Here is a 23,573-nt window from a genome sequence, read left to right as displayed (position 1 = left end):
CGTCATTGTCATATTTTCTTCTCTTTATTGTTCCGACCCATACGCTTGGCATCTTGCAGCTCGGCTCGCAGCGAGCAATGGCCTAACATGTTGCTTGTAATCAAAAAAGGGAATTTGAATCTAACGATATAACCACAATGAATATAAAATATATTGTATACACTATTAACTAAATGTTAACTTTGCCACGAGTTCAATCAACCCAGAAAAGGTACATTATGAGAAAATCAGCAATTACGTCGGCACTGATGGTTACGCTTGGCTGCGTAGCTGGCCACGTTAGTGCGCACCCGGGCACCAGTGATGGCAAGCGATTGTTTAAACCTATAAGTGCACAGCATTCATTGGCTGTTGCCCATGAGGCGGATCAGCAGAGGCAACATATCGCGCCGCCAACGGCTGATAGGCAAAAGCAGCTTTCTTCAGTCCATTTAGTTAATGAGCTTTCACATTCTAGCTTGATGGCAGATGCGAGTGCGCAGTGTGCCCTGCAGCAACTGGCTGATGCGTCGAGCGCCACCATCGCCGAGCAAGTGACCAGCCAGGGTGTAGATTGCGTCAACGCGCTATTTAGTGCCAGCAATGAAGTCGCTGGACAAATTGTTACTGATGGTAAAATGTTAGCAGTTGCTGATAGGGCGCTTGTGCTTGCCAGCAATTATAACGGCCAAGGCAGTGCTGATTTGGAAGCGCTATTTTTGTTCCTGCGCGCTGGCTTCTATGTCGAGTTCTATAACGATCAGGTAAGCTTATCGCCAGCTGCAACTGAGGCGACCCAGCAAGCACTGGATGCCTTTGTTGCCAATACCCACTTTTATGCCAACAGCGACGCCCATGGCAAGACGCTTAGTGAAGTGATCATCACTATGGATAGCGCTGAATTACAACACCGCTACTTACCGCAAGTTAAACAATGGCTGAGTCGTTGGGACCAAAGTTATGGTAATAGCTGGCATATGCGATCGGCGGTAAATGGTATTTTTACCATTTTGTTCCGAGGCCAATGGAATGATGAATTCATGGCGCTAGCAAAAACCGATACCGAGCTGGCACGACTGTTAGGTGAGTTCACAGCGCAAACCTGGATGATAGGTAGTGACAGCGAATATCTGATCACCAACGCGGCAAGGGAGTTAGCGCGGTTAAAAATGCACAGCGGCGAGCCAATTGAAGATGAGGCCGATAAGCAGCTTAGCGCACTATTTGCACGTTATAACATGGTTGGCTACGGTGATGCCCTCTGGTTAGGCGCAGCCGACATCGTCGATTACTACGGTGCCTGCGCGCAGTTTGAGGTATGTGGTTTTAAAGAACAGGTTGAGCAGCAGGTATTGGGTCAAATTCACCAGTGCAGTGACACCATTCGCATTCGTGCACAACAATTAAGTGCTAGCCAACAACAAGCAGCCTGTGAAAAAATGGCCTACGAAGAAGGGGTGTTCCATGACAAGTTAGCCACTAATAATCAACCTGTTGCCGATGATTTGAACTCCTTCTTACAGGTGAATGTGTTCAATAGCAGCGACGATTATAAAAAATATGCTGGGGTTATTTTTGGCATCGATACCAACAATGGCGGTATGTATTTAGAGGGGGATCCGAGCAACCCTGACAATCAGGCAAACTTTGTTGCTTACGAGGCCAGCTATGCTAACGCTGACCACTATGTCTGGAATTTAGAGCATGAATATGTTCACTACTTAGACGGGCGCTTTAATCTTTATGGTGATTTTAACGCCCCGACAGCCGATATAGTTTGGTGGAGTGAGGGAGTGGCTGAATATGTCTCGTTACTTGAGGACAATAGCGCTGCAATTGAGACCATAAAAGATGGCAGCACTTACCAATTAGGCGAGGTGTTTGCCACCACGTATGCCGGTTTTGACCAAGATAGAATTTATCGCTGGGGATACTTGGGGGTGCGCTTTATGTTTGAGCGTCATCGCAGCGAGTTGGCCAACATGCTAGCGAATACTCGCCAGGGCAACTGGCAAGGCTATCAAAGCCAAATGAATAGCTGGGCGGCGAGTTATGGCAATGAATTCACGACTTGGACACAAGCGCTCGCTGGTGGCGAGAACAATACCGCGCCAACGCCCCGTATTAACGCCCTCGATACCGGGGTTGTGAATCAAAGTGTGAGCTTTGATGGCAGTGCGAGCAGCGACAGCGAAGGCGCTATCGCAAGCTATCTTTGGGATTTTGGCGATGGCACATCAGGGCGAGGGGCTATTGCACAGCATAGCTATAATCAGCCGGGAAGTTACATCGTGACCTTGAGTGTCAGTGATGAGCAGGGTCTGATCCACAGTGTTAGTCACAGTATTACCATTGAGGCCGATAGCAGCGGCGGTATTACTGAGCTGAGCAATGGGCAAAGCGTGTCTATCAGTGGTGCACAAGATAGCGAGCAAGTGTTCCGTATCACATTGCCGCAAGGCACTTCAGCGCTTGATGTGACCCTTTCAGGAGGCAGTGGTGATGCTGACCTTTATGTTCGTGAACAGCAAGCCCCCACCACAGGCGAGTTTGACTGTCGTCCGTATATTGGTGGTAATGAGGAACAATGCCAGCTCAATCTAGGTAGCGCGACCAGTGAAGTGTATATCATGGTCAGAGGGTATAATGCGTTTGCAGATGTGAGCCTAACAGCCAGCTATCAGGCGCCTTCTCACATCGATGATATGTGCGCGCAACAAGGACCGCGTACTGATGGTCGCTTAGTGGCCGGTGAGACTATCTGCTTAGGTGCGCAGGCACCGATGTGGTTTAGTATTGAAAATGTCGCCGCAGCGCAAAGTGTGCGTATCGAAACGGCCCATGGCAGTGGCGATTTAATGCTGGAATATGCCAACCAAGGCTGGCCCAATGGCAGCAATGTTGAGGCCCGCAGCGATACATCAGGAAACGTGGAGTGTTTATCGGTGAGTGGTCAAAGCAACTACTGGGGGTATTTAAAAGTATCTGGCAACAGCGCTGGAGCGAGCTTGAAACTTAGTATTGATGAGGGCCATTGTCAGTAAACTAAAGACACAAAAAAACCTGCGTTAGCGCAGGTTTTTTTTCATATTAGCAATTAGTTATTGCTTATCTCGGCGTAGTTCTTACACGCTTCAACATCTTTACACTCGCCGTATAGATAGAGTGAGTGATTAGTTAGCGTAATGCCGTTTTCTTCTGCGATTTCTACCTGACGACGTTCAATCATGTCGTCTTCAAACTCGATCACTCGACCACATTTTAAACACACTAAATGGTCGTGGTGCGTAGAGCCGGCCAATTCAAATACCGATTTGCCGCCTTCGAAGTGGTGGCGGGTGACAATGCCAGCATCATCGAACTGGTTTAAAACGCGATAAACAGTAGCCAGACCGATCTCTTCGCTGTTATCAAGCAGGATTTTGTAGACGTCCTCGGCACTGATGTGCTGGTTATCCGGAGACTGGAGGATTTCTAGGATTTTAATACGCGGTAGCGTGACCTTTAAGCCCGCTTTTTTAAGCTCTAGATTATGATCAGTCATTCAACTTGTTCTCGATTTTAGATTCTTGGTTGCACCGCTAAGGGACAGCAAGCGGTGCGTGCGACGCATAATAATGGCTAAGAATAACGTGCTTTACTATCAAGTGTAAAGCCAAGTTACCCTTAGCGTTTTTGTTCTTAGTCGGCAAGTTCTGCTAGGCACATTTCATCAAAAATCTGCTTACACCAGGTTTTCACACGCTCATCGGTCAGCTCTGGTTGACGGTCTTCATCAATGCCCAAGCCAACGAAATGCTCGTCATCAACCAGCCCTTTTGATGCTTCAAAATCATAGCCTTCGGTAGGCCAATTACCGACTACAATAGCACCACGCTCGGTGATAATGTCGTTGACCATGCCCATGGCATCAAGGAAGTACTCGGCGTAATCTTCTTGATCACCACAACCAAAGATAGCACATAGCTTGCCGTCAAAGTCGATTTCTTCTAGTTCAGGGAAAAAGTCATCCCAGTCACACTGCGCTTCGCCGTAGTACCATGTGGGGATACCAAAGAGCAGCAGGTCAAACTCTGCAATCTCTTCTTTGCTGCTTTTCGCGATGTCGTGCACGGCTACCATGTTCTTGCCGAGCTCTTTTTGGATCATTTTTGCAACGTGCTCAGTGTTACCCGTATCACTACCAAAAAATATACCTACACTTGCCATGAATAAATAACCTTTTATGTATCTATAGCCAATCGTTCTTGCAAAATGGTTTCAATCAACGCACTTCGGCTAATATTCTGCGCATCTGCCATATCATTTAATGCTTGATACAGCTCTGATGAAACTTTAAATTCGACGCGTTTCAAGCCCCGCGCTTTATCGCGCTTGAGCTGATTACGCTTATTTACTTTCAGTTGTAACTCCCGAGGGAGCGGGTTAGTTTTTGGACGACCCGGGCGTCGCTCATACTCGAATAAATCGAGCGTGGTTCTATCTAGCTCTGACTTGGCCATGGTTAACCCACACCTGCTCCTTGCCAGAAGACTTGAATAAGCCCTTTGGCGATAAAGCCGGAACAGCCTAAAAACAACACAAGCCAGACAATATAACGACCAAATTTAGGCACATCGCCTTTTTTAAGTACGTCTTGAATTGCCATGCCGATGAAAAAAAAGATGCCAGCAAGGCCAAAATATAACCCGAGGGTATCGATCTCATTGATTAATTGGTCGACCATTGACTGCTACCTATCTGTAAAACGGCGCGCATTGTAGCACAGAAAAATCCAATAATTTAGGTGATATTGAGGCTTTTAGCCTCCGTTATACTCACCCTAAATTACGCCCATACTATTGATATGGATTAACGTGTTAAAAAATCAACGATGGATTTATTTACTGCTGCCGGTTTTTCAGCGTGTAGCCAATGTCCGGTGCCTTGAATTACTTTTGCTTTGGCATTCGGGAACAGGGTCATGATCTGTTCTTTGTGCTCAGGCAAAATATAATCTGAGTCGCCACCTTTAACGAACAGTGTATCACACAAACAAGAATCATTTACAACTGGCTGCGATAGGATATTTGCATATTGCTGTTTTAGCACTGGCAAATTAAATTGCCATTCTAGGGAGCCTTTGTCGGTTTTTTTCAAACTTTTAGCCAAAAACTGGCGTACACCCGGTGTGGCTATGTATTCACTCATTAACTCATCCGCTTGCGAACGTGAGCTAACCGATGCACTGGCAACGCCTTCAAGCGCTTGAAAAATGGCGTCATGACGGGAGTGGTAACTCACTGGAGCCACGTCAAGTACAACGAGCTTGCTGACGCGCTCGGGTGCATCTATTGCTACTTGCATAGCCACCTTGCCGCCCATGGAATGACCCACAATGTGCGCTTGTGCGATCTCCAGCTCATCCATCAGCGCAATAATGTCCTCAGCCATAGCCGGGTAGGTCATGGTCTCGCTGTGATAAGATTGACCGTGATTGCGCACGTCCACGTTAATTACATGAAACTGCTCACTGAGGGCTCTGGCAACGACTTTTAGATTATCTAATGAGCCAAATAAACCATGAATAACAATCACAGTGGGCGCATTTTTTGGCGCCTCAGAGCTGCTTTGATAATTTAGTAACATAAACACGTTATCATCGATGAAAGTAGGTAAATTGTGCCCACTGGGCGCGCGCAATGCAACACTTGGTCAAACACTGCTCAGTTGCTAAGGGCCTATACAGGGCACGCCCCCTAGCTTATTCAGGTAACTTGGGTATAATTCTGCAAAGCATTTGTAAACTTGGCAGTAATGACAGGAATATCATGAAAAAAATAGAAATAGACGACGAGCTATACCAATATATTGCCAGCAATACCCAAAGCATTGGCGAAAGTGCCTCTGAGATTTTGCGTCGTTTATTGAATTTGCAAAGCGCAGCGCCCGTAGCTGCGCCAGCCACTGTAGAAACCGATGTAAGCGATGAGCCCGAGCAGCAGCAAGCGCAGCCCATAGCTGAAGCTGATGATAGCCAAGCTAGCGTGTTCGACATTCTTAATAAAGAAGAATTGGCGATGCAAAAGGGCGTTGTTGGCCGCTTCTTGTTTATTCTTGCAGCGCTGCACCGCACCCATAAAACCACATTCCACCGCGTACTGAATATTAAAGGCCGTGACCGTCGATACTTTGGTAAAAGTAAAGAGGAGTTGCAGGCCAGTGGTAGCAGTCTAAACCCAAAGAATATCGATGACAGTCCTTTTTGGGTAATGACCAACTCTAATACCACCCGTAAGAAAATGATGTTGCATGAAGCGGCGTTAGAGCTGGGTTACACTAAAGAGCAAGCAGAAACTATTCGCGACTATTTATAAGGAATCAGGTATGGCCCTTCACCCCAATGCCGGAAAACTCGCCAAGCAAGCCGATCTTGTTAATGTACCTAAATTAATGAGCGCTTATTATCTCAACGAGCCTGATGTGGAGCAATTTCCAGAGCACCGGGTCGCATTTGGTACTTCCGGTCATCGTGGTTGTTCTTTTAATACGCAATTTAATGAATCTCACATTTTGGCTATTACCCAGGCTATTTGTGATTACCGCAAAAAAGAGAATATTTTCGGGCCACTGTTTTTAGGCAAAGATACGCATGCGTTGTCGGAGTCGGCGTTTAATTCTGCCATTGAGGTATTGGTTGCCAACGAAGTGCAAATCATTACCCAGCAAGACGATGACTTTACGCCCACTCCGGTGATAAGCCATGCGGTAGTGAGCCATAATAAAGCCCACCCACATGAATTGGCTGACGGCATTGTGGTGACGCCCTCACATAATCCACCTCAAGATGGTGGTTTTAAATATAATCCACCTAATGGTGGGCCCGCTGATACCAACGCCACAAAATGGATTGAAGATAGAGCGAATCAGTTACTCATTGAAGATCTGGTGGAAGTGGAGCTTTTCCCCTTTGCTAAGGCCGTGCGCTCTGGTTTTATCAAATACGTGGACTTAATAACCCCATTTGTTGCTGATTTAGCCAATGTCGTTGATATGCACGCGATCGCCAAATCAGGGATCACCATAGGTATCGACCCCCTCGGTGGTTCGGGAATTCATTATTGGCCGCATATTGCCAAGCAATACGGATTAAACCTCACGGTTGTGAACGACGCGATAGACCCTCGTTTTGCGTTTATGCCACAAGATAAAGATGGCAAAATCCGAATGGATTGCTCATCCCCTTATGCGATGACCAATTTGGTCGCACTAAAAGACCGCTTCGATATTGGCATTGGTAACGACCCAGATTATGACCGCCACGGTATTGTTACCCCAGACGGGTTGATGAATCCCAACCACTTTCTTGCCGTCGCTATTGATTACCTATTGACTCATCGCAGCGCGTGGCCGGGCGATGTGAAAGTCGGTAAAACCCTGGTTTCCAGTGCGATGATTGATAAAGTGGTACAAAGCCACGGTAAAACCTTGTTTGAAGTCCCTGTGGGCTTTAAATGGTTTGTTGATGGTTTGCACAGCAGCGAATTGTGCTTCGGCGGTGAAGAAAGTGCCGGAGCTTCGTATCTACGCTTAGACGGCTCGGTATGGAACACCGATAAAGACGGATTTGTTATGGGGTTACTTGCTGCTGAGATTCTCGCCGTTACCGGCAAAACGCCTTCGCAGTATTACCAGCAGCTAGTGGAAAAATTTGGTGAGCCTGTTTACAAACGCATTGACGCCCCTGCTAATAGTGAGCAAAAAGCGAAACTGAAAGCACTCAGTGCTGAGGCCATTACGGCCACTGAACTGGCCGGAGACGCGATCACAGCCAAGCTGACTCATGCGCCAGGCAATGATGCTCCGATTGGTGGTCTAAAAGTAGTGACTGAAAATGGTTGGTTTGCGGCCAGACCGTCGGGCACCGAAGACATTTACAAGATTTACCTTGAGTCCTTCCAAGGTGAAGAACATTTACAACAATTAGAACAAGCAGCCAAGGCGTTGGTTGATAACGCCATTGCTTAACCCGCTCATATAAGCCAGTCGTTCGACTGGCTTTTTACTGTTTATCTTGATAACGCTGCCGATAGGCGGCGAAGCTCTCACAATAAAGGTGTACTATGTATTTACAGCGTCTGAAAGAGACCGGTGACTTCCTTAGCATAACCCGTGAAAATGAATTCAATCTGCCGCCAGAGCAGTTCACGCTTGATAATGGCACAATTGTAAAGGTCCTTGACACAGGAGTCATTGAATTCACTCCAGCGCAATACGGTGATAAGGATTTTGTTTTCTCCAGTGCCGTGCATGGCAATGAAACTGCGCCTATAGAAATTTGTGATCAACTGATCCAAGCCATTATCGCTGAACACATTACCTTAACTCACCGTGTGCTGTTCATTTTTGGTAATCCGAAATCAATTAATATTGGTCAGCGTTTTGTCGATGAAAACCTTAATCGTCTATTCTGCGGCAAGCACAGCGAGGGTGGGGTAGATAACCCTGAGCGTCAGCGCGCGAAAAAGCTTGAGCACTATGTAGAGCAGTTCTTTACCATGGCGGGGCAAGGGCGCTATCGTGCACATTATGACCTGCATACCGCGATTCGCGACTCCAAGAACGAGAAATTTGCAGTGTATCCGTTTTTACATGGTAAACCCCATAAACGAGAACAACTACAGTTTTTGCTTAGTTGTGGTGTACAAACGGTGTTGCTAATGTCTGAACCCGCATCCACCTTCAGTTATTTTTCTTCCCGTCATTTTGATGCAGATGCGTTCACTATTGAATTAGGGAAAGTGCGTCCTTTTGGTGACAACGACATGAGCCGTTTCGCTAAAGCCAAAGCCACCCTTGAGGCATTGATCACGCAAGAAACTGTGACTTACCCTGAACTTCATGCGGATGATGTTGAGTTATTTTCGGTGTATCGCACCATTAATCGCCACCATGAAGATTTCAGCTTTACCTTTGCCGACGATGTGCCTAATTTCACTGGCTTCGCCAAAGGTGAATTATTAGGTCATGATGGTGAGCAAGAAATTCGTGCCGAGGTAGAGGGTGAGGCGATTATTTTCCCTAACGCCAAAGTCGCATTGGGGCAACGAGCTTTGCTCACAGTTGTCCCCACAAAACTCACCGATGAGTTCATCTGATCCGACCACTTTGCTCCGTAATATCCATTTATTTCAATATGTTACGGAGCGTACACGGAACTTGCCAAGGCCCCATTCTCAATGATGTGAATATTCGGCTATCATTAGTTGAATATACCTTTACGTTGACGTAAAGTGGCGGCAGCATAATTTAAACTAAGCGCGTGTAGTGGAAGATTTAGACCACTATTTACTAACTGAAAGACTAACTATTGCAAGTTAGTCTTTCAGCAAAGCAACAATAACAACATCTCAACGCTTAGCTTGGTGACAACAACAGAAGGGAAGGTTATGACTAACCCCAATAATGTTTCGTTGAATATTAATCACGAACTAGAATTTATTGATGGCCATGGCCTCGATGTGCCTACTTATCGCGTTCTTAGTGAACAAGGTAGTGTGCTTGAGGGCGCAAAAGAGCCAGAAATTGATAAGCAAACAGCGCTAAGAATATACGATACCATGCGCTTCATTCGTGCTTTAGACGAGCGTATGCAAGCAGCACAACGCCAAGGGCGTGTCAGCTTTTATATGCAGTGTTTAGGTGAGGAAGCTGCGGTAACCGCCAGTGCGGCGGCGCTTGATGATAATGATATGATCATGGCGCAGTATCGTGAGCAGGCGGCGCTACGCTACCGAGGTTTTACCCTAGAGCAGTTCATGAATCAGATGTTCTCCAACGAGCAGGACTTGGGTAAAGGCCGCCAAATGCCAATCCATTATGGCTCACGTGAGCTCAACTACATGACCATTTCGTCACCGCTGGGCACGCAAATCCCACAAGCGACTGGGTATGCTTATGGGCAGAAACTGAAGCACGTCAACAAAGACTCCGGCGAGCTCGATAGCACTATTGATAATGTCACCATTTGCTATTTTGGCGAAGGGGCGGCATCAGAGGGTGATTTTCATGCCGGGTTAAATATGGCCGCTGTACATAAAGCGCCAGTGCTATTTTTTGCTCGTAACAACGGTTATGCGATTTCCACCCCCGCCGATGAGCAGTTTGCCGGCGACGGTATTGCATCGCGTGGTGTGGGTTATGGTATTAAAGCTATCCGTGTAGATGGAGCCGATGCCTTAGCCGTTTATGCGGCGACCAAAAAGGCACGTGAAATTGCCACCGAAACCGGTGAACCTGTGCTAATTGAATCCCTCGCTTACCGTTTAGGGGCGCACTCAACTTCGGATGACCCGAGCGGCTACCGCTCTAAAGATGAAGAAGCGGGCTTTCGTGAAAACTGTCCAGTCGCACGTTTTCGCAATTGGTTGCTGAGTAAAGGCTGGCTTGATGAACAAGAAGACGAGCAAGTTAAAGAGAAAGTGCGTGAGCAAATTCTTGAAGCATTAAAGGCCGCAGAGAAAGTGGCTAAGCCACCGTTGGAAGACCTTATTAGCGACGTGTATGACACGCCCATCCCGAGTCTTGAAAAGCAATACAATGAATTAAAGACTCATATTAAGAAGTACCCCGATGCCTATCCAACAACAGCAGGGAGATTGAAATAATGAAAACAATGAACATGCTTCATGCTATCAACTCGGCATTGGATATCACCATGGCAGAGCACGACCATGCCTGTATTTTCGGTGAGGATGTTGGCTACTTTGGCGGTGTATTTCGGGCCACGTCCGGATTACAAGAGAAATACGGGAAACACCGGGTATTCAACACGCCGCTAACCGAACAAGGGATTGCCGGATTCGCCAATGGTTTAGCTGCGTTCGGTGCGCCAGCGATTGCTGAAATTCAATTTGCGGATTACATTTTCCCTGCGTTTGACCAAATCGTTAATGAGTCAGCGAAGTTCCGTTACCGCAGCGGTAACGAGTTTAATGTCGGTAATCTTACCATTCGTACACCTTATGGTGGTGGCATTGCCGGAGGTTTATACCACTCGCAATCGCCTGAAGCGTATTTTGCGCACACCCCGGGGTTAAAGATTGTAGTACCGCGTAACCCATACCAAGCCAAAGGCTTACTGCGCGCTGCCATCAAAGATGACAACCCAGTGCTGTTCTTCGAACCAAAGCGTCTCTATCGGGCCTCTACTGGCGAAGTGCCCGAGGAAGATTACACCATTGAGCTGGGCAAAGCCGAAGTGGTGCAAGAAGGTAAAGACGTGACTGTATTGGCCTGGGGTGCACAGATGGAAATCATTGCAGCAGCGGCTGAGAAAGCTAAAGAGCAGGGGATCAGTGTGGAGCTGATAGACTTGCGCAGCATCCTTCCCTGGGACGTCGATACCGTTGCTGAGTCTGTGAAAAAGACAGGTCGACTCGTGGTGAGTCATGAAGCGCCTATTACTAACGGTTTTGGCGCCGAGATTGTGGCGACCATACAGCAACAATGCTTCCTTTACTTGGAATCACCCATCACGCGTGTGTGTGGCTTGGATACACCGTATCCATTAGCATTAGAAAAAGAATATATTCCAGATGCGCTGAAGGTATTCGAAGCCATTAAAAACGCGGTTGAGTTTTAAGGGGATAATCATGGCAAAAGATTTTATTTTACCAGATATTGGTGAAGGCATTGTTGAATGTGAAGTGGTTGAGTGGCTTGTGGCAGTCGGTGACGAAGTCAAAGAAGATCAACCCATTTGCGATGTCATGACTGACAAAGCCCTAGTGCAAATCCCAGCGGTACATGATGGCGTGATCACTGAGCTTTATTATGCCAAAGGGGATATTGCTAAAGTGCATCAACCATTGTTTGCAATGGATGTAAACGGCGAGCAAGAAGACAGCTCCAAGGCGCAGAGCACCGAGCAAGAGCCGGAAGTAAAGCAAGCGAGTGCAACGTCTAACAGCGCGGGTACTCAGCGCGAGGACTTTATCTTGCCTGATATTGGCGAGGGCATTGTCGAGTGTGAAATAGTTGAATGGTTGGTGAGTGAAGGCGATACCATTAAAGAAGACCAAGCGGTATGTGATGTGATGACCGACAAGGCGTTGGTACAAATCCCTGCTAAGTACGACGGTCAAGTGGTGAAGCTCTATTATCAAAAGGGTGATATTGCTAAGGTGCACAGCCCGCTATTCCAAATGGAAATTGCCGGTTCGGCACACGCTGAGCAACGTAGCGAGAGCACCGACTCGGCAGCGCAATCACAGCACAATGAAGCAGCGTCAGAGGCCAATACTGACACCTCTGTTGCCCAAGGAAAAGCATTAGCATCACCTGCTGTGCGTCGCCGTGCGCGTGAGCATGATATTGACATCAGCAAAGTTCCTGGCAGCGGTAAAAATGGCCGTGTATACAAAGAAGACATTGAACGCTTCTTGGCATCTGGTGACACAGCGCAAAGTGCTTCGCAGCAAGGGCCAAGCAACACTACATCGAGTAACGCCAATCAACAAAGTGGCGGGTCTCGTGTAGAGCCAATTAAAGGCATGAAAGCGGCCATGGCGAAGCAGATGTCGGCGTCGGTTTCCACTATTCCGCACTTTACATACAGTGACGAAATCGACCTTACGGACTTAATCGCATTGCGCGGAACGCTCAAAGAGCAGTATAAGCAGCAAGGGGTGAAGTTAACTATGATGCCATTTTTCATCAAGGCGCTATCACTGGCGATGCAAGAATTCCCGGTGCTAAACGCGCAAGTCAATGATGAGTGTACCGAGTTAACTTATTTCGATGACCACAATATTGGCATGGCCGTTGACTCTAAACTTGGATTGCTGGTACCCAATGTAAAACAAGTGCAGAGCAAATCGATTGTTGATGTCGCTAACGAAGTAACTCGCCTTACTGACAGTGCCCGAGAAGGGCGTGTAGCGCCAGCCGATTTGAAATCAGGGACTATCTCTATTTCTAACATCGGTGCTATTGGCGGCACGACGGCCACACCGATTATCAATAAGCCTGAAGTAGCCATTGTTGCCCTTGGTAAAGTACAGCAATTGCCGCGTTTTAACGAAGCCGGTGATGTTGAAGCGCGTGCAATAATGCAGGTCAGTTGGTCAGGGGATCACCGTGTAATTGATGGCGGCACCATCGCCCGCTTTAATAATCTATGGAAAGATTTCCTAGAGCAGCCAAGTAAAATGCTGATGGCAATGCGCTAACTGGTCCAATTAGCTGAACAAAAACTGAAAAAACTAGCTCCGGCTAGTTTTTTTTATAGCCATTTTCCTCTATTATTATCCTAACTTTTGCGCTGCAAAGGTGGCTTGCTCTGACGTACATCGCTCAGGACAAAGGAATTTCAAAATAACTAATAGGAAAATAGTGATGAACTATTATATTGAAGCGTTTCAACGCTTTGCTGATTTTAAAGGCCGTATCCGTCGTAAAGCTTACTGGATGTTCTTTTTATTCAACTTCATCTTTAGCATCGTTACTGCGGTGATTGATGGCGTTTTAGGCACGGCTTTTATCGGTTCAATCTACTCGTTAGTGCTACTTGTTCCAAGTTTAGCTGCGGGTGCTCGTCGCTTACACGATACTGGCCGTTCTGGTTGGTGGCAACTACTTTACCTTATTCCAATTATCGGTTTTATCGTAGTTATTATCTTCCTTGCGCAAGACAGCCAAGAAGGTGACAACGATTGGGGTGCAAACCCTAAAGAAGGTGATATCGAAGGCGCTACTGCCTAATTGATAACGAGATATATAGAGCCGGTTTAGTACCGGCTTTTTTTATGTCCACTGGTTTATAAAATACCAGCCATAGCCTAAAACGAGCGCCGGTATCAAGGTATAGACTGTAGCAATAAATGCGGCCTTGGGTGACAGGGCGATGGCAGGGAATAAGGCATCCCCATCATTTGAGATGGCATTGGCCAACAAGGCACTGAATGGGAGCCCACCTTGAAGGTATAGGCCAGTGACAACAATCTGCGGGCCACAACCAGGAATTAAACCAATCAGCGCAGCGATTAAGGGTGTCCAGAGTGCATACTGATTAAACCACACCGCTAAATCAAGCCCTGCGAGGGTGCTGACAAGTTCAAACGTAATAAACGCAGCCACCACCCATACAGTAATAAAGTGGGTATCTTGTATGGCCTTAAGAGTTGCAGATTCTGGCTCGGGCGGACAGTCTTCACAGGCAATAGATTGATAATTACCCTCATTTTTGGTGAGCGCCCACACCAGCATCGACGCCACCGCTAAAAAACTACCGCCATACAGCACCATGGTATCGGCACCTTGGAATAGGGTTGCCGGCTCGATATTAAACGCCAAAACGAGGGCAACAAGTAATAGTAATGGTAATGCCCATATCCATATTTGCTTTGTCGCCATCAATAGCGGGCTTGCAGGTTTGCCTTGCAATACATCGGGGTCTGGTTTTTTATGGTGAAACTCGATATCGGCATGTATTTTATTAACTAGCGTGCCCATTAACGTGCCCGCCACCAGGCTAATAGCAAGGACTAACAGGGCATCAAAAGGACTGGCTGCCAAGAGCAAAAAGGCAGCATCCCCCATTGTGGCGCTTAACACCGCAACAACGGCACCGAAACTGACTTGCCCCCGGGTAAATTGGGTTACGACAATAATGGCGCCACCACAGCCAGGCAATGCGCCTAAGAACGCCGCGAATAACACTTCAAATTTAGGGTAACGCTGAGAAAACTGGCCTAATTCCAGTAAAGGATAACGCTTTATCAGCAGGTAGTAGAGCAGTAGGGTAGCAGCGACAAAGACACTGACCTGAAAGAACGCATCACTGAGCGCCGTTAACGTCAGTTCGCGGGTGCTAGGTAAGGCCAACAGTAGCGCCAAACCAAGAGGGAAAAATAACCGTTTATTAATGACTTTCATCCAATTGGTTGTAAGAACACAGGGTGAGAGAGTCGATACGGGCATAATGTGTAACCTAGATCATAAACTAGGTTACACTATAGTTTAATCTAAATGATAATTAAACCTATTTAGATCTTTGGAACTCCGCGTCTGCATACCACTGCGGCCATTCGCTTTGCTGTGAGATGTCATAGCCCACTTTATAGAACAGCTGCAAATCCTGTACTGCACCGGATAAATCCCATTCATCGCGGTAGCGATCGCAAGGTTGGTGATAACAGCCGCGCAACACTAGGCCCATACGTTTACGGTACTTAGCCGTTTGCGCATCTGCAGGCTCACTGCCACCTCCGGCATACATCGCTGGCACACCCATGTTGGCAAAGGCAAAGTGATCAGAGCGATAATACCCACCTGAGCTTGGTTTAGGGTCACCAGACACACTGCGCTGCTGCATTTTAGCGGCTTCGCTTAGCATATCATCAAGTTCAGACTTACCCATGCCCACAACGCTGATGTCTTTAACCTTACCGAGTAGGTTCAAGCTGTCCATATTGATATTGGCAACGGTTTTATCGATATCGATAACCGGGTTAGCAGCGTAGTATTTTGCCCCTAACAGACCTTGCTCTTCAGCAGTAACGGCTAAAAACGTCATTGAACGGTCTGGGTTTTTGGGCAATGTGGCAAAGGCTTCAGCAACTTCAATCATACCGCCAGTACCGGTGGCATTATCATGTGCGCCATTATAAATCTGGTCGCCCTTACGATTCTTATCGGTTCCTAAGTGATCCCAGTGCGCGGAGTAGATAACGTGCTCATCAGGTTTCGTGCTGCCCGGTAGCGTGGCGATAAAGTTATAGGAAATCGATTTTTTGATTTCGCTGTTTACTTCAACGCTGGCAGTTAAATCGCCCATATCAACATGGTAAGCACCTTCGCTTGCGCGTTGCTTAGCTTGGTCAAAATCCAGACCGGCTTTTGCGAATAGCTCTTTGGCTACATCCACAGTCACCCAGCCTTCAACCGCTACGCGGTCCATATTATTGTTATCTTTTTGGAAACCAAACTGGGGGCCGCTCCACGAGTTTTCGACCACCGACCACGGGTAAGATGCAGGTGCGGTCTCGTGCACAATAATAGCACCAGCAGCGCCTTGGCGGCTTGCTTCTTCGTATTTATATGTCCAGCGGCCATAGTAGGTCATGGCATCGCCGGTGAATAACTCCGGATCTTTGGTCGCAAACCCTGGGTCGTTAACTAGCATCACCACGGTCTTGCCTTTTACATCAAGGCCTTCATAGTCGTTCCAGCCATATTCTGGGGCATTCACACCATAGCCAACAAATACCAGCTCAGAATCGTTGATGGCTTCTTTAGCACTAATACGGCTGGTCCCCATGACCATGTCTTTTTTATATTGGTAGTCTTTACCACCAATATTAAGGGTCATATTGGGGTCCGCTTCAATCGACACCAGCGGCACTTCTTGTAAGAAGCTATCACCATTGCCGGGCTTAAAGCCTAGGGCCGTAAATTGTTCCGTGAGATAAGCCAGCGTAAGCTCTTCGCCTTTGGTTGACGGAGCACGTCCGCCAAACTCATCGGAAGCCAGTGTTTTAACGTGCTGCGCGAGTTGTTCAGCGTTGATGCTGTTCCAGCCCGCCATAACGTCTTGTTCAGTAATTTGTGTGCTTGCACAGCCAGCAAGGATGCCGCCGGCAAGTAAAGTCAGTGGGAAATAGCGTTTCATATTTATTCATTTCATTGCTATAAGACGACAGCCAGTATAAGGATAGCGATGAAATTACACCAGTTTTTGCGCTAAACTAGGCAAAATTTACGGTTAAAATAAGCAGTAATGAAACGTTTTACCCCCTATCCACAGTGGCGCACTGATTGTTTACAAGGTGGTGCATTTGCCCACCTCAACGCCCTGTTTGCTTTAGAGCAATATCGCGACTGGCCGAGTTTAAGTGAGTTAAACCAACATCAATTGGTGAACGCCCAAGGTTTGGCCATAGAATTTATAGCCAATAGCGAGTTTGAACTGGATGGGCGCTATTATGAGCAGTTCATTTATGAAACTGGCAAAGTCCCCACGCGCAGCGAAAACTGGCATGATCTGTTTGGTGCCTATATATGGCGGCTATTTCCTAAAACCAAGGCCTTACTCAATCGCTTACATATTGAGGAAATGGCCCTGCAAACCTGCTCTAAGCGCAGTAAAACCCGTAATGCACTGACCTTATTTGATGAATGTGCCGTGGTATTAGCGGTGAGTGACCCCAGTTGGATAACCGCCTTTCGCCAACACCAGTGGCAGGAGGTGTTTGTAGAGCGCAAAGAGCAGTGGCAACATAGCATTCGTGCCTATACCTTTGGCCATGCTAATTATGAAATGCTGACACAGCCGTTTATTGGCTTAACGGGGAAAGCGTTATTTATCGACGTTGACGCTGATATATTTTGTAAAGATTTAAGTGCCCAATACCGCTACCTCGATGCGCGCCTATATGAGATGATAGCTGAGCAAAATGTGTTGGCTGATAACTCGCAGCTATCCCCGCTTCCCTTGCTCGGGGTACCGGGATGGTATGACGATAATGTCGACCCAAATTTTTATGCCAATACGGACTACTTTCGACCAAAACGAAGGAACACAAAATAATGATAAGAGTGAATGGGCTACAGAAAAAGTTCAAACTCACCAAAGACCATAAGAAAAATGTCAAAGAGTCGCAGCAAGATCCACGTGAAGACAAAGACTTTTTCCATTCGGTACGCGATGTCAGCTTTCATTGCAATCAAGGTGAAGTACTGGGATTACTTGGGCCTAATGGCGCCGGTAAAACCACCACGCTACGAATGCTATCAACCGCATTAAAGCCCGACTCGGGAAGCATTGAAGTCAATGGCGTGGACGCGGTTAAAAAGCCCTTAGCGGGGCGCAAAGCCATTGGTTTTCTCTCGGGGTCAACAGGCTTATATGGGCGCTTAACAGCGAAAGAAAATGTTGAGTACTTCGCCAAACTCCATGGTCTGAGAGGTTCGGCGCTCGCTGAGCGTTGTGAAGAGCTATTTACCTTATTGGATATGCACAGCTTTTTGGATAAACGAGCCGATAACCTGTCTACTGGAATGAAGCAAAAAACCAATATCGCCAGAGCCGTGGTACATAAGCCCGATGTGGTGATATTGGATGAGCCCACCACAGGCTTAGATATTATGACCACGCAAACGGTGATTAACTTTATTAAAGGCCTTAAAGAGCAGGGCACACCGGTGATTTTCTCAACCCATCATCTCGATGAGGTTGCGTTATTGTGTGACCGTGTCAGTGTCATTGACTTAGGGGTCACTTGCTTTGACGGCACCTTAGCGCAGTTTAGCGAGCAAGGGCGCGCGACAGCCCTGAACGACGCGTTTATGAATATTCTTGAGGATCATCGCCATGTATGAAGTATTTTTAAAGGAAATAAAAGAGCTGTTACGCGATAGAAAAACGCTGATGTTCGTGGTTGCGCTGCCGCTGCTTATTTTTCCGATAATTTTTGCGCTTATTGGCTTTTTAGCATCGCAGGCCGCGCTTGAGGCCAAGCAGGAAGTGCACACATATGCCATCGTTAATGCCCAATATGCAGAGCCTTTCGCGAAGGAAGTTTTTTTTCATAAAAGCTTTAAAGAGCTTGAACAAAAGCATTCATACCAGAGCATTGATGACTTAAAAGCGGCGGTGGAAGCCGGGACCATTGATGTCGGTATTTACATTCCACAGGATGCACAAGGTGCGCTGGATAACGGTGAGCAAAGCACCTGGCAAGTTATATTTAATGATGCGCAAACTATCAACTTCTTATTTACCAACTTGAAAGAAGTAGCGGACAAATACGCGCAGCAACTACAAAGTGCCAAGCTTATTGAGCTTGGGGTCAGTGAAGATGCCCAGGCGGCGTTGCTACAGCCCATTGAGCTTGAGAAGGTCAATACCGCAGATCAGCGCGAGAATCTCGGTGAGAAAATCGGTGCCTATATCCCTTATCTGCTGCTACCTTTAGTGCTGACGGGCGCTATGTATCCGGCCATTGACTTAGGGGCCGGTGAAAAAGAGCGCGGTACTCTGGAGACCCTGTTATTGACGCCTCTATCACGTACTCAAGTGGTGCTCGGTAAATTCTTGACGGTATTTTGCAGTGGCATTACCAGTGCCATGGTCACAGTGCTCAGTTTTGGCTTATGGATCACCCTAGCTGGGCAATTTATTGAGCTTGATATGCTTAAAGAAGCCTTTGGTACGGTAATGGTGACCGACTTACTATTGATTTTGTTGCTATTAATTCCGGTTGCCGCGATTTTTGGCTCTTTAGCGCTGACCATTTCTATTTATGCGCGCAGCTTTAAAGAAGCACAAAACTACATGTCGCCGCTGTCATTTTTAGTGTTCATCCCTATCATTGTCGCCATCATGCCGAATATGGAATTGACCGCTAAAACAGCACTGATCCCTATCACTAATATATGCTTGGCTATCAAAGAGATCATTAAAGGCACAGTTGATTTGGGCTTAGTGGGACTTATCTTTGCAGCCACCGTGGTGCTTGCCGGGGCGTTACTGGCATTTTGTACCTACTGGTTTAATAAAGAGGATGTACTATTTCGCTAAATTAGGTAATTTGGTTAACTAATTGTTACCCGATGTAATATCTATATAAGACGTTCCTTCTATACTCAGCTCTACGCTAAATGGTATAGAAGGAACCGTCATGAATCTTACCCAACCGCTCATCTTGGCGACTAGCATCGCGCTGGTGCTTAGTGGCTGTAACAATGCGACCCCAGTGGCTGATGAAATCCAAAGCGGTGATCCGCTGTTTTGCAAGGCCAGTCAGCAATGGGTTACCAACCCCAGTAACCCACCGGCAGAAATACCGGGGGATGGTGAGAACCTATGCCAGTTTTATCAATTTTCTTGGCAGTGGTTTATCAATCTAATGGCAGCGCCACAATCGACACGCAATTTCCTTGATTCCGGCCAATATCCCGTGTTTTTGGGGACTGAACAAAACTCCTGTGCAACAAACACCGTTGCGTCAAAGCTCTTTATTCGCACGCAGAAAGACAGCCACACTAGCAGCAGTGATTTCACTTTGCCTAGCGGCACCAACCAGGCGCTCAACGACGCAGTTATTTATGACCAACAAGGTAACGTCGTTCTCTACGAGGCTCGCTTTAATAAAGACATGTGTAATGTTGCATCAACCTCGACAACGCTGCCTGCTGGCACGACGGAGATAAAGTCGTCTTGGCGCAAGATCAGCGAACAAGAGAAAAGCGACTATGTGTGGATCCAATCTGATACTAACGCCAACGGCAAGCTTGAGAGCGACGAGATTTACGGTATGGTGGGTTTTCATTTAGTAAAAAGTACGGCGCTGCACCCAGAGTTTATTTGGGCTACGTTCGAGCACCGTAGCAACGCACCCGACTGTCAAACTAAGCCACAAACGTCGCAAGGGTGGAGTTTTGCCAGTAGCCAATGCGCAAGCTTCCTACCTAACCCGAAAGCGGGCTGTGACTTCAATAAAACAGCGGATATCTCCGGCAGCACCCCCTTAACTGGCACGCCAACAGAAATTTGCCAAGTCTACGCACAAGGTACACGTGAAGGGGATAATCAAGCGACAAAAAATCGCGCTAATATCACTACCATTAATAAGCAGTTACAAAGCAGCTTTGCCGCCTTGCCTAATAGCAGTGAGCTCCAGGTACTCAGCCAGTACAAGTTAGTTGGGGCATTGTGGGTCAGTGATACCAGTCAATCCAGCAGCCTTGAGAATCAACGAGGCTCTATTCAACTTGCCAATACCACCATGGAGACCAATGCTCAGCAAGGGTTTGGTGAGTTGAGTTACAGTGGTAAAAGTAGCCTGCAACCCGCTGCTAATTGTTTTGCATGTCATGGCTATAGCGGACCGCAAAATAATGCGCAAGTTAGTCATATCTTCACCCATATTCACGGTAGCGGCGAAGGAAAATAGTTAAAGGGCTTTTTCAGCCATGCGCCCTTAGCGGCGCTTTACTTGGCAGCCTAGTTTGCTAATATCGTCCATTATTCAAAGGATTGCTTTATCAGTGGACGATATTCATGCGCTTATTATCGGTCTGGCTGGCGATGGCAGCCAGCTCTGCTTCAGCCCAGTCACTTACCCTCGTTTATCAAGTAGACAACCGCCACACCGATGAGCGCGGTGAAGCGGTGCTACATATATCCAATTCGGCCATTGCCAACCATTACCGCTTGCCCGATATGCAGTTATCGCAAATCACCCGGGAAGGCGAGGGCCAGTATGTGCTTATTCATAGCCACAAGCAGATCTTGTTTCGCGACTTTCAGCCTTTTTATGAAAATGCCAGTAGCCAACTTAAAGCTATGGCCGAGAGAATGGGCAAGAGTGAGCAGCAGTTATGGAAGATGATGCTCGACCCTAGCAACGACCCCAGTGCGGCCACTTTCTCTAAAATAAATACACAGCAATACCAAGGAGTACGTGATGAGGTTGTGGTATATCGTGTGCAGACTGAGCAATCGCGACTTAGTACCTCCGAGCTTGAGTGGCTCAAAAATCGTTTAGAGCAGCAGATGCAAATTCCCCAGTCAGGACTGGGATTAATGGCCGACAACGTCGATGAGTTACTGCGTTTATTTACCTATGATCACGATGCGCTTCCAAGTCGCATTGAGGATCTTGATAGCGGCTATGTATTGACACTACAAAAGCACAAATGGGGGGCCGTAGAGCCGTCGGCCTTTTCTTTGCCCACGGGGTATCTCAAAAAAGACATCACTGAACAAACTCTCAACCTCATGGAGTACCTGCAAAATTTAAACGAGCAGAAAAGCTCAAACTAAATCAAATCAAAGCTCGGTCATAAAAAGGAATAAAAATGAGCCAAGGATTACAGATAAAATCGTTACGGGAGTGGATAGCGATCATTTTAGCTGGCTTCTTTTCACTGTTAGTCGTCCTAGCTATCGTTAGCGGTGATATTGAGTCAGTTGTAATAAACACGCTGTTTACCTTGTTGCTTGCGGCTTATCAGCGGCGCTTTATACTCGATAACGACGCTCTGCTAATTCGCAGCCAACTAAAGTTATTTGGCATCGGGATAACAACCTTTAGCGTAAAGCGTATTGCGCTGTCATCGCTCAATGAGCTTGTGCTAACGTTTGGACGCGCTAAAAACGAGTTAATGCTTACCTTTTCATCTGAGCATAGCACCCAAGTGGAGCGCTTCGACTTTAGAGGCCAAGATGAACTGATCAAGCGCTTACTTTCGGACTCAGGCATTGATTACACCCTACGTAGTAAGGGGACAGCGAGTAAAAAGGGGCACAAAGCCGCTGTAGCCAGCAAAGACACTGTGGCTGATATTTTCTATCGCCATACTTCTCCTGGCGAGATACTCTCAAGCCATAGCGTGTCGCGCTTTGCGATGCCACTGCCAAACAGCCAACGTAAGACTGTATATATTGCGGTCGCTTTTGGTTTGCTTATAACTATAGGCGTCGTGAGCTCCTCCCAAAACTGGATTGCTGGGTGTGTTTTTTTAGCGCTGACCTACCTGAGTTATTGGCTGGTTCGAGCCCATTTATGTAATCAGTATTACTTTATCGCCCAATCACCTCAAAGCGATATTGTGGTTGACGAGCAGTATTTACAACTCCCGGCACTGCTGTTTGCAGACAAAAAAGCGCGTAAGGTAGCAAAGGAGCAAGTCCGCTCGATAGAGGCAAGATGGAATTATTACGTAGTAGATAGCTATTCCATTGGTTGGTCTCGACGCAAAATTAAACGCCCACACGTGGTGTCATTAACCTTTATAACCGACGAAGGCCCGACTATTGCAGTGAGCAATATGGCCATCAATGGTCAAGCGCTGTTATTAGCGCTTACCCATATGAACTATCCGGTATCGCTTGAGCGCTCAACAAAACAGGCACTGCCGATGCTGTTTCATATACGTATTGCCGTTTTATTGGGCGTTGTTGGCATTATCATCTCATCGATGATTCGTTTTCTATAAATAAGGATTGTTATGAAAAAACGAACGTTCATTGTCTTGCTGGGGATTATCAGTAGCACCGCATCTTATGCTCAACAAGTGAAAACTGATAACTCACTGCTTGCAACAGCGTCCTCTGCAGAGCAGCGTAATATCGATGTTCAACTACAAAAAGCAAGAATGGGTGATGCTACCGCCATGGCCAGAACCGGAAGGCTATTTGCTTTTGAAAGACAACGAAGTTCTAAAGCTAACTTCGAGCAGGCACATTATTGGTTAAATAAAGCCATTGAACATGGTAATACTGACGCATTTTATTACTATGCCAAATTGTACGAAAAAGGTGTGTTCGGAAGCAAAGACCCCGAAAAAGCGTTCGATTATTATCAGCAAGGCGCTGACAATGGCAATTTAACCGCTATGTACCATGTCTACGAAGCCTACCGAGATGGCAAAGGCTTTGCCATGGATGAGGAAAAAGCCGAGGAAGTACTCAATGAGTGCGCCAAAGCGGGTGGAGAACTCTGTACAATTTTAAAAGAGACGAGGGCTAACCTCAAACGTTCCAGAAAACAATCAAACTAAGCAGGGGCTGCCAATTTAGCGCTGTTCGCTCAGTTTCAATGTGCATA

The 23,573-nt window shown here is 46.9% G+C and carries 22 protein-coding genes; 15 read left to right on the top strand and 7 right to left on the bottom strand.

Annotation, left to right across the window (positions count from 1 at the left end):
* The first annotated feature begins 218 nt into the window (after positions 1 to 218).
* Positions 219 to 3,023 (top strand): collagenase, encoded by a 2,805-nt coding sequence (locus tag MHM94_RS05355; RefSeq protein ID WP_235418961.1) that lies wholly within the window; start codon positions 219 to 221, stop codon positions 3,021 to 3,023.
* A gap of 53 nt (positions 3,024 to 3,076) precedes the next feature.
* On the opposite strand, the gene fur is transcribed toward MHM94_RS05355, so the two are convergent.
* The 5 genes from fur to MHM94_RS05330 form a co-directional block, all read right to left on the bottom strand.
* Positions 3,077 to 3,523, bottom strand: a complete 447-nt coding sequence (gene fur / locus MHM94_RS05350; RefSeq protein ID WP_053910451.1) for a ferric iron uptake transcriptional regulator — start codon at positions 3,521 to 3,523, stop codon at positions 3,077 to 3,079.
* Between the two features lie 137 nt (positions 3,524 to 3,660).
* The gene (gene fldA, locus MHM94_RS05345) at positions 3,661 to 4,188 is read right to left on the bottom strand and encodes a flavodoxin FldA (protein ID WP_022946543.1); all 528 of its coding nucleotides are present in this window, start codon (positions 4,186 to 4,188) and stop codon (positions 3,661 to 3,663) included.
* Between the two features lie 14 nt (positions 4,189 to 4,202).
* Positions 4,203 to 4,481 carry a LexA regulated protein gene (gene ybfE, locus MHM94_RS05340; protein ID WP_022946544.1) on the bottom strand — a complete coding sequence of 93 codons (279 nt, stop codon included), beginning with the start codon at positions 4,479 to 4,481 and terminating at the stop codon, positions 4,203 to 4,205.
* A 2-nt stretch (positions 4,482 to 4,483) separates the two neighbouring features.
* A complete protein-coding gene (locus tag MHM94_RS05335) occupies positions 4,484 to 4,705 on the bottom strand; it encodes a DUF2788 domain-containing protein (protein ID WP_022946545.1) in 222 nt (73 codons plus the stop codon).
* 125 nt (positions 4,706 to 4,830) lie between these two features.
* Entirely contained in the window at positions 4,831 to 5,607 is a 777-nt protein-coding gene (locus tag MHM94_RS05330) for an alpha/beta fold hydrolase (protein ID WP_235418962.1), read from the bottom strand.
* 182 nt (positions 5,608 to 5,789) lie between these two features.
* Between MHM94_RS05330 and seqA the strand changes: the two genes are divergently transcribed.
* From seqA to MHM94_RS05295, 7 genes are all read left to right on the top strand, one after another.
* Complete coding sequence (seqA, locus tag MHM94_RS05325) at positions 5,790 to 6,335, top strand: replication initiation negative regulator SeqA (RefSeq protein WP_053910513.1); 546 nt, start codon at positions 5,790 to 5,792, stop codon at positions 6,333 to 6,335.
* A gap of 10 nt (positions 6,336 to 6,345) precedes the next feature.
* Complete coding sequence (gene pgm, locus MHM94_RS05320; RefSeq protein ID WP_138547355.1) at positions 6,346 to 7,986, top strand: phosphoglucomutase (alpha-D-glucose-1,6-bisphosphate-dependent); 1,641 nt, start codon at positions 6,346 to 6,348, stop codon at positions 7,984 to 7,986.
* Between the two features lie 95 nt (positions 7,987 to 8,081).
* Complete coding sequence (astE, locus tag MHM94_RS05315; protein WP_022946549.1) at positions 8,082 to 9,116, top strand: succinylglutamate desuccinylase; 1,035 nt, start codon at positions 8,082 to 8,084, stop codon at positions 9,114 to 9,116.
* Between the two features lie 291 nt (positions 9,117 to 9,407).
* Positions 9,408 to 10,625, top strand: a complete 1,218-nt coding sequence (locus MHM94_RS05310; protein WP_235418963.1) for a thiamine pyrophosphate-dependent dehydrogenase E1 component subunit alpha — start codon at positions 9,408 to 9,410, stop codon at positions 10,623 to 10,625.
* The gene (locus tag MHM94_RS05305; protein WP_022946551.1) at positions 10,625 to 11,602 is read left to right on the top strand and encodes a transketolase C-terminal domain-containing protein; all 978 of its coding nucleotides are present in this window, start codon (positions 10,625 to 10,627) and stop codon (positions 11,600 to 11,602) included. The genes MHM94_RS05310 and MHM94_RS05305 overlap by 1 nt, the downstream gene beginning before the upstream one ends.
* Before the next feature lie 10 nt (positions 11,603 to 11,612).
* A complete protein-coding gene (locus MHM94_RS05300; RefSeq protein WP_235418964.1) occupies positions 11,613 to 13,190 on the top strand; it encodes a dihydrolipoyllysine-residue acetyltransferase in 1,578 nt (525 codons plus the stop codon).
* A 166-nt stretch (positions 13,191 to 13,356) separates the two neighbouring features.
* Positions 13,357 to 13,722 (top strand): DUF805 domain-containing protein, encoded by a 366-nt coding sequence (locus MHM94_RS05295; RefSeq protein ID WP_022946553.1) that lies wholly within the window; start codon positions 13,357 to 13,359, stop codon positions 13,720 to 13,722.
* Between the two features lie 42 nt (positions 13,723 to 13,764).
* On the opposite strand, the gene MHM94_RS05290 is transcribed toward MHM94_RS05295, so the two are convergent.
* Both MHM94_RS05290 and MHM94_RS05285 read right to left on the bottom strand, forming a co-directional pair.
* Positions 13,765 to 14,940, bottom strand: coding sequence for a putative manganese transporter (locus tag MHM94_RS05290; protein WP_235418965.1), 1,176 nt, complete (start codon positions 14,938 to 14,940; stop codon positions 13,765 to 13,767).
* A 61-nt stretch (positions 14,941 to 15,001) separates the two neighbouring features.
* Positions 15,002 to 16,630, bottom strand: a complete 1,629-nt coding sequence (locus tag MHM94_RS05285; RefSeq protein ID WP_235418966.1) for a M28 family metallopeptidase — start codon at positions 16,628 to 16,630, stop codon at positions 15,002 to 15,004.
* 108 nt (positions 16,631 to 16,738) lie between these two features.
* Between MHM94_RS05285 and MHM94_RS05280 the strand changes: the two genes are divergently transcribed.
* The 7 genes from MHM94_RS05280 (at position 16,739) to MHM94_RS05250 (ending at position 23,526) form a co-directional block, all read left to right on the top strand.
* Positions 16,739 to 17,548, top strand: coding sequence for a DUF3025 domain-containing protein (locus MHM94_RS05280; protein ID WP_152440804.1), 810 nt, complete (start codon positions 16,739 to 16,741; stop codon positions 17,546 to 17,548).
* Complete coding sequence (locus MHM94_RS05275) at positions 17,548 to 18,339, top strand: ATP-binding cassette domain-containing protein (RefSeq protein WP_045978335.1); 792 nt, start codon at positions 17,548 to 17,550, stop codon at positions 18,337 to 18,339. Before MHM94_RS05280 ends, MHM94_RS05275 begins: the two co-directional genes overlap by 1 nt.
* The gene (locus tag MHM94_RS05270; protein WP_235418967.1) at positions 18,332 to 19,540 is read left to right on the top strand and encodes an ABC transporter permease; all 1,209 of its coding nucleotides are present in this window, start codon (positions 18,332 to 18,334) and stop codon (positions 19,538 to 19,540) included. The genes MHM94_RS05275 and MHM94_RS05270 overlap by 8 nt, the downstream gene beginning before the upstream one ends.
* Positions 19,541 to 19,640: 100 nt before the next feature.
* Positions 19,641 to 20,915, top strand: a complete 1,275-nt coding sequence (locus MHM94_RS05265; RefSeq protein WP_235418968.1) for a hypothetical protein — start codon at positions 19,641 to 19,643, stop codon at positions 20,913 to 20,915.
* Positions 20,916 to 21,022: 107 nt separating this feature from the next.
* The gene (locus MHM94_RS05260) at positions 21,023 to 21,787 is read left to right on the top strand and encodes a hypothetical protein (protein ID WP_235418969.1); all 765 of its coding nucleotides are present in this window, start codon (positions 21,023 to 21,025) and stop codon (positions 21,785 to 21,787) included.
* A 35-nt stretch (positions 21,788 to 21,822) separates the two neighbouring features.
* Complete coding sequence (locus MHM94_RS05255) at positions 21,823 to 22,962, top strand: hypothetical protein (protein WP_235418970.1); 1,140 nt, start codon at positions 21,823 to 21,825, stop codon at positions 22,960 to 22,962.
* A gap of 12 nt (positions 22,963 to 22,974) precedes the next feature.
* Positions 22,975 to 23,526, top strand: a complete 552-nt coding sequence (locus MHM94_RS05250) for a tetratricopeptide repeat protein (RefSeq protein WP_235418971.1) — start codon at positions 22,975 to 22,977, stop codon at positions 23,524 to 23,526.
* Positions 23,527 to 23,573 lie beyond the last annotated feature (47 nt).

It is taken from the genome of Pseudoalteromonas sp. CNAT2-18.1, assembly GCF_022347865.1.
Taxonomy (GTDB): domain Bacteria; phylum Pseudomonadota; class Gammaproteobacteria; order Enterobacterales; family Alteromonadaceae; genus Pseudoalteromonas; species Pseudoalteromonas ruthenica.
The sequence above is the reverse complement of the archived record's forward strand: the minus strand, read 5'-3'. Positions and strand labels throughout refer to the sequence as shown.

What these genes read in the sequence shown, in the direction of transcription:
- MHM94_RS05355 (WP_235418961.1), top strand. Translation starts at nt 219, where the DNA reads ATGAGAAAATCAGCAATTACGTCGGCACTGATGGTTACGCTTGGCTGC.
- fur (WP_053910451.1), bottom strand. Translation starts at nt 3,523, where the DNA reads ATGACTGATCATAATCTAGAGCTTAAAAAAGCGGGCTTAAAGGTCACG.
- fldA (WP_022946543.1), bottom strand. Translation starts at nt 4,188, where the DNA reads ATGGCAAGTGTAGGTATATTTTTTGGTAGTGATACGGGTAACACTGAG.
- ybfE (WP_022946544.1), bottom strand. Translation starts at nt 4,481, where the DNA reads ATGGCCAAGTCAGAGCTAGATAGAACCACGCTCGATTTATTCGAGTAT.
- MHM94_RS05335 (WP_022946545.1), bottom strand. Translation starts at nt 4,705, where the DNA reads ATGGTCGACCAATTAATCAATGAGATCGATACCCTCGGGTTATATTTT.
- MHM94_RS05330 (WP_235418962.1), bottom strand. Translation starts at nt 5,607, where the DNA reads ATGTTACTAAATTATCAAAGCAGCTCTGAGGCGCCAAAAAATGCGCCC.
- seqA (WP_053910513.1), top strand. Translation starts at nt 5,790, where the DNA reads ATGAAAAAAATAGAAATAGACGACGAGCTATACCAATATATTGCCAGC.
- pgm (WP_138547355.1), top strand. Translation starts at nt 6,346, where the DNA reads ATGGCCCTTCACCCCAATGCCGGAAAACTCGCCAAGCAAGCCGATCTT.
- astE (WP_022946549.1), top strand. Translation starts at nt 8,082, where the DNA reads ATGTATTTACAGCGTCTGAAAGAGACCGGTGACTTCCTTAGCATAACC.
- MHM94_RS05310 (WP_235418963.1), top strand. Translation starts at nt 9,408, where the DNA reads ATGACTAACCCCAATAATGTTTCGTTGAATATTAATCACGAACTAGAA.
- MHM94_RS05305 (WP_022946551.1), top strand. Translation starts at nt 10,625, where the DNA reads ATGAAAACAATGAACATGCTTCATGCTATCAACTCGGCATTGGATATC.
- MHM94_RS05300 (WP_235418964.1), top strand. Translation starts at nt 11,613, where the DNA reads ATGGCAAAAGATTTTATTTTACCAGATATTGGTGAAGGCATTGTTGAA.
- MHM94_RS05295 (WP_022946553.1), top strand. Translation starts at nt 13,357, where the DNA reads ATGAACTATTATATTGAAGCGTTTCAACGCTTTGCTGATTTTAAAGGC.
- MHM94_RS05290 (WP_235418965.1), bottom strand. Translation starts at nt 14,940, where the DNA reads ATGCCCGTATCGACTCTCTCACCCTGTGTTCTTACAACCAATTGGATG.
- MHM94_RS05285 (WP_235418966.1), bottom strand. Translation starts at nt 16,630, where the DNA reads ATGAAACGCTATTTCCCACTGACTTTACTTGCCGGCGGCATCCTTGCT.
- MHM94_RS05280 (WP_152440804.1), top strand. Translation starts at nt 16,739, where the DNA reads ATGAAACGTTTTACCCCCTATCCACAGTGGCGCACTGATTGTTTACAA.
- MHM94_RS05275 (WP_045978335.1), top strand. Translation starts at nt 17,548, where the DNA reads ATGATAAGAGTGAATGGGCTACAGAAAAAGTTCAAACTCACCAAAGAC.
- MHM94_RS05270 (WP_235418967.1), top strand. Translation starts at nt 18,332, where the DNA reads ATGTATGAAGTATTTTTAAAGGAAATAAAAGAGCTGTTACGCGATAGA.
- MHM94_RS05265 (WP_235418968.1), top strand. Translation starts at nt 19,641, where the DNA reads ATGAATCTTACCCAACCGCTCATCTTGGCGACTAGCATCGCGCTGGTG.
- MHM94_RS05260 (WP_235418969.1), top strand. Translation starts at nt 21,023, where the DNA reads ATGCGCTTATTATCGGTCTGGCTGGCGATGGCAGCCAGCTCTGCTTCA.
- MHM94_RS05255 (WP_235418970.1), top strand. Translation starts at nt 21,823, where the DNA reads ATGAGCCAAGGATTACAGATAAAATCGTTACGGGAGTGGATAGCGATC.
- MHM94_RS05250 (WP_235418971.1), top strand. Translation starts at nt 22,975, where the DNA reads ATGAAAAAACGAACGTTCATTGTCTTGCTGGGGATTATCAGTAGCACC.